General features: G+C 63.7%; 1 pseudogene. It reads left to right on the forward strand.

Annotated features, from left to right (window positions below):
- Positions 1-1,249, forward strand: a pseudogene (locus PMI34_RS27710) (DUF5801 repeats-in-toxin domain-containing protein); the annotation flags it as partial.

The following is a 1,249-nucleotide window of genomic DNA, read 5'->3' on the forward strand; positions in this document are numbered from 1 at the left end:
GTGGCCGGGGCTTCCGGGCTGACGGACACGGCCTCGGGCGAGGCGGTGAACCTGTCGCTCAATGGCACCGTAGTGGAAGGCCGCACGGCCCTCGGCAACCAGTTGGTATTTACGGTCAGCGTCGCCGCCAATGGCAGCGTCACCCTTGACCAGCTCCGCGCCGTGGTGCATTCCAATACAACCAATCCCGATGATTCGACGAGCCTGGCTTCGGACAACCTGGTGACGCTGACCGCAAGCATTACCGACAAGGAGGGCGACAGCGCCCAGGCGACCCTCAACATCGGGCAGAACCTGGTGTTCAAGGACGACGGACCGAGCATTACCACCACCGGCGTGGAACCGACGCTGACAGTGGACGAGACGGTACTGGCGACCAACGCCACCCAGAGCTTCGCCGCCAACTTCAACTCGGCGTTTGGCGCCGATGGGGCCGGCACGCTGAGCTATGCACTGGGTGTGGTGGCCGGGGTCTCCGGACTGATGGACACGGCCTCGGGCCAGGCGGTGAATCTGTCGCTCAATGGCACCGTAGTGGAAGGTCGCACAGCCACGGGCAACCAGCTGGTGTTCACCGTCAGCGTCGCTGCCGATGGCAGCGTCACCCTCGACAGCTCCGCGCCGTGGTGCATTCCGACCCAGCCAATCCTGATGATTCGAAGACGTTGACCTCGGACAATCTGGTGACGCTGACGGCGATCAAGACCGACGGGGACGGCGACAGCGCCCAGGCAACGCTGAACATCGGGCAGAACCTGGTGTTCAAGGACGACGGGCCGGCACTCAGTTTCGGCAACCTGATCGGGACCGGTAGCGTCCTGGCGCAATCCGGGTTCTGGAACATGGCGACGGGAGCCGACGGGCTGGGTGCGGCCGGTCTGGATATCTCGTTGGTCAATAACCAGTTCACCCTCGTCCGGCCCGACAACACGACCACGACCGGGACCGGCACGCTTACCGAGCAGGCGCCATCACCGGATGCCAATGGCGCGTACCAGTTCGCGGGAACCTTGACCGGTGATTTCGACAACAACGCCGCAACGGCGAACACCACCGTCGACTACACGCTGACCGCCTATGCCGATGGCCGCTATGCACTGGATCTGGTGCAAGGCTTCAGTTCGACGATCGTGCTCAGCAGTGCCGACGGCTCGCTCGCTGCCGGTGGCCCGGATTCGGTGCGCACCTTGTTGATTCCGCAGACGAGTAACCCGGCCATTCCTTCGACATCCGAGGAGATCGTGTTCTT

It is taken from the genome of Pseudomonas sp. GM74, assembly GCF_000282455.1.
Classification (GTDB): domain Bacteria; phylum Pseudomonadota; class Gammaproteobacteria; order Pseudomonadales; family Pseudomonadaceae; genus Aquipseudomonas.